Source organism: Mycobacterium sp. (assembly GCF_049281135.1).
Classification (GTDB): Bacteria; Actinomycetota; Actinomycetes; order Mycobacteriales; family Mycobacteriaceae; genus Mycobacterium.
The window spans coordinates 1-3,234 of sequence record NZ_JBAPRN010000129.1 but is presented as its reverse complement, the minus strand read 5'-3'; the positions used below and the strand labels follow the sequence as shown (position 1 = coordinate 3,234).

Here is a 3,234-nt window from a genome sequence, read left to right as displayed (position 1 = left end):
GCCTGATCCTCCTGCGAGGGCGGTGGCGCCGGAACCATCGTGATGGTCTGGGGTGGAGGCGGTGCCACGCTGATCGTCTGTGGTGGCGGCGCCACGGGCGGTGGCTCCTTGGTCGGAACTGGAGGTGGCCGCCGCGGTCCCGGCGCTTCGGGAATTCCGGCGCTACCTGGCGAGGCGGCGATCATCGACGCCACGAGCGTGCCGTGCGCGTCGCAATCGGACAGCCCGTCACCGCCGCCCATCACGTAGTCGCCGCCGGGAATCAGGTGCGGCAACCGCGGATGCGGAGTCACGCCGGTGTCGATGACGGCAACCCTCACCCCGGCACCTCGTCCGAAGCGCCACGCCTCGGACAGGTTGAGCATGTCCATGTACTTCGGCTGAATCCGGAAGTCGCTGCCGGGCAACACCCCAACCTCGGTGCAGTACGAGTTCTGCTTCATCGGCTGGCCTGGTCCGGGCGCGCTGTCCGGCGGCACTGCCCCCGGGTCGATCCCCGGCGGGTTGATCGCGTACGCGGGCGACCCGGACAGTGCGACCGAAGCCACGATCAGGGTGGTGGCGGTTACTGCGGCCGCGCGAAGCGGCCGCAGTTTCCGACTACCGATAGCGAATCGCTGCATAGACATTCATCAGCCACAATGCCAACGGGAAGATCGGCATCAGGCAGAGGTATTCAACCCACTCGACGAGCTTGCGGAATAGCGGGCTGTAGATGGTGTTGGGCACTGTCGCCGCCGCGGTCAGCCCCGCCGCCGGGATGAGCACCGCGAGGCCGGCTGTCACAGACACCGCGGCCGTCGAGGACAACACCAGCGAGTAGCGCACGATGACCGAGCCGACGATCAGGACCGACGTCACCGCCAGAATGATTGCCTGGAAACGGTCCACGTAGGAGCGGCCACGCAGCATCAGGAAGCCGGCAGTGGTGGCGACCAGCAGCAGCGGCAGCCAGCGGTTCGCCGTGCGGGGGTCGGAAACCCCAACCAAGGACACGATCGTCAGGACTCCGAAACCGACCAGCAGACCGGTCAGGAACGATCGGGCGCGCTCGGCCCGCAGGATGACGTCCTGGATGGACTCGGGGCCGGCCAGGGTCGGACGGCCGCCGTCGACGCCGTGGGTCACGGTGGTCGGCAGGTCAGGCCGGGCCTCGAACACCCAGCGGCTGGTGGCCGACGGGAAGACCGGCAGCCGGATACCGGACAACCAGCGGGACATCGCCGGCGCGCAGTGGTAGCCGAATACACAAACCAGCAGGATGGTCGTCAGCAGTGTCACCGCTCCGGTGTTGAATGCCATCCGCGCCAGGCTCGCTATCGTCGCCGCCAACGTCACAGTGACGATCGCGGTACCAGTCCCCAACCGGCGGCCAGTGAACCGCATGATCAGCATCGCCGCGACGCCGGCGACCGCGAAACCCATCACCGCGTGGGGTGAGCCAACCGGTCCGGGGGGTGCCGACGCGGCGGCCACCGAAAGCGGCGCGATCCCGCTCCACAGCAGCATGTCTCCGGCGCGGCGGTTCTGTACCGTGTGCGCGCGGTTCAGGATCAGCAGCGCGACCGTGAACACCAGCACCGCGATCACGAAGGCGTAAGGCGCCGGGACCCAGGAGTCGTGGTGCAGGCGGAACCAGCCGAGCAGCAGCGACGCCAGCAGCACGCCGCTGCCGACCATCGCCGCACCGACCTGGATGGCCACCGACGGGTTGATCGAGGAGAACCGCTTGCTGAGGTTGACCGAGACGGCGGTCGAGATGTGCTCGATGACCTGCGACCGGTGCTCGGTGTCTTCGACGAAGCGCAGCCACAGGCGATCGCCGTCGTAGACATCCTGCTCGGTCAGCGACTGGGTGGCCCGCAGCGGCGTGCCGTCAACCAGGCACAGTGCCCACCGGCCGCGCTGCGGGGCTTCCAGAGCCGCAAGGCCCAGCTCACGCAGCCGGACGTTGACGACCTTCAACAGTGGGTCCACCATCACCGAAACCGGGGCATTGGCGTCCAGCAGAACGCCGATCTGTACGCCCTCGCCGGCGATGATGCCGATCACGGCCGATTGAGGCGACGAAATCGCCTCTGTGCCCGGCTGTGGCGCTTGCGCCTCAGCTATTGCGGTCATCGCTGCACCCCTCTGTCGACGAATTGTGGGTCCATGTATCTTGCCTCGCTATTTGGAATTACGACGTCGCGTCGCAATTGTTGAGCAGATTCTAAGACGATTTTGCGGCATCCGCATCCTCGCTAAATGCTGCATCGAAAATCGTTGGCGTGCTCGGTCTCTGCGTAAAGATTAGTTAAACTCTGCTGTGCGTTTTCCACTCTCCGTAGGGAAGGGTTTCCAGGACGGTCTTCACGCCGACCTGTACCAACTGCGGAGTTGCTGGGCAGATCGCGAGCCAGGCCTCGTTCGAGCCTGCGGTCCGCGCCTGCTGATACATCGCGATCCGGCCGCCTGATCCGTCCTTCAGGGAGAGCACCGAGGCGCTCGGCGCCTTGTCGTCGTCGCGATATTGGCGGGCGTAGACCGCAGCTTCGGCGGACGGGTCCGACAGCGCTTGGCCGAGAGCGGCGACGGTCGCTGCGCTGATGCCCAGCCGGCGAAGATCTCCGCCGGAGAAGACGTTAAACCCGGAGCTCTGCCAGGCTTTCGTGATTTCAAGCATTTCATCGAGCGGCACGTTGACCGCGTTGATCGCGGCCGGCTCGGCGTGGTGGATCGACTCCAGCGCGTCGAAGACCAGGGTCGCGATCGAGGTCGTGTCGGCGATCGCGACGTCGTCCACCGTGATCTCGTCGCCAACTCGAACGGCCGACACCCAGTGCTGGCCGCGGCGCGCCAGCAGCACGCGAAATTCGTTGTCCGGGATGTCGCGGGAGCCCACCTGCTCCTCCGCGCCACTCTCGTCTTTTTCCTTGACGCCGTAGAGCAGTTTGCCGCGAGACAACAGCGCGACGATTTCAAGATCGGGCGCGGCAAGGACGCGCATTCGGGCGGCTACCGCCTCATTAACCGTCTCGCCCTCCACGATGCCCTGTTCGCGCATGACCGCCATGCCCGGGTGCTGGTTGAGCCAGTCCATGGAATCGGTGGAGACGAATGGTCGACATCGCAATTCCGGCGCGACGTGGCGAATGTCCAGCAACGCTTGCAACATCCAGAAACCCTCGACATTGACGGTGATGTCTGTGCGTGTGCCCTGATCCATTCGCTTCTCTCGGTTAGGTGTTTCGG

3 protein-coding genes are annotated in these 3,234 nt (G+C 65.7%); all 3 read right to left on the bottom strand.

Going from position 1 to position 3,234, the window contains the following annotated elements; all coding sequences use genetic code 11:
* Window positions 1-623, bottom strand: a 623-nt coding sequence (locus tag WAN02_RS05310; protein ID WP_422263129.1) for a S8 family serine peptidase, incomplete at its 3' end; no start/stop codon positions are given.
* Window positions 601-2,121, bottom strand: a complete 1,521-nt coding sequence (gene eccD / locus WAN02_RS05305) for a type VII secretion integral membrane protein EccD (RefSeq protein ID WP_422263128.1) — start codon at window positions 2,119-2,121, stop codon at window positions 601-603. The genes eccD and WAN02_RS05310, both read right to left, overlap by 23 nt.
* Window positions 2,122-2,296: 175 nt before the next feature.
* Window positions 2,297-3,208, bottom strand: coding sequence for an ESX secretion-associated protein EspG (locus WAN02_RS05300; protein ID WP_422263130.1), 912 nt, complete (start codon window positions 3,206-3,208; stop codon window positions 2,297-2,299).
* Window positions 3,209-3,234 lie beyond the last annotated feature (26 nt).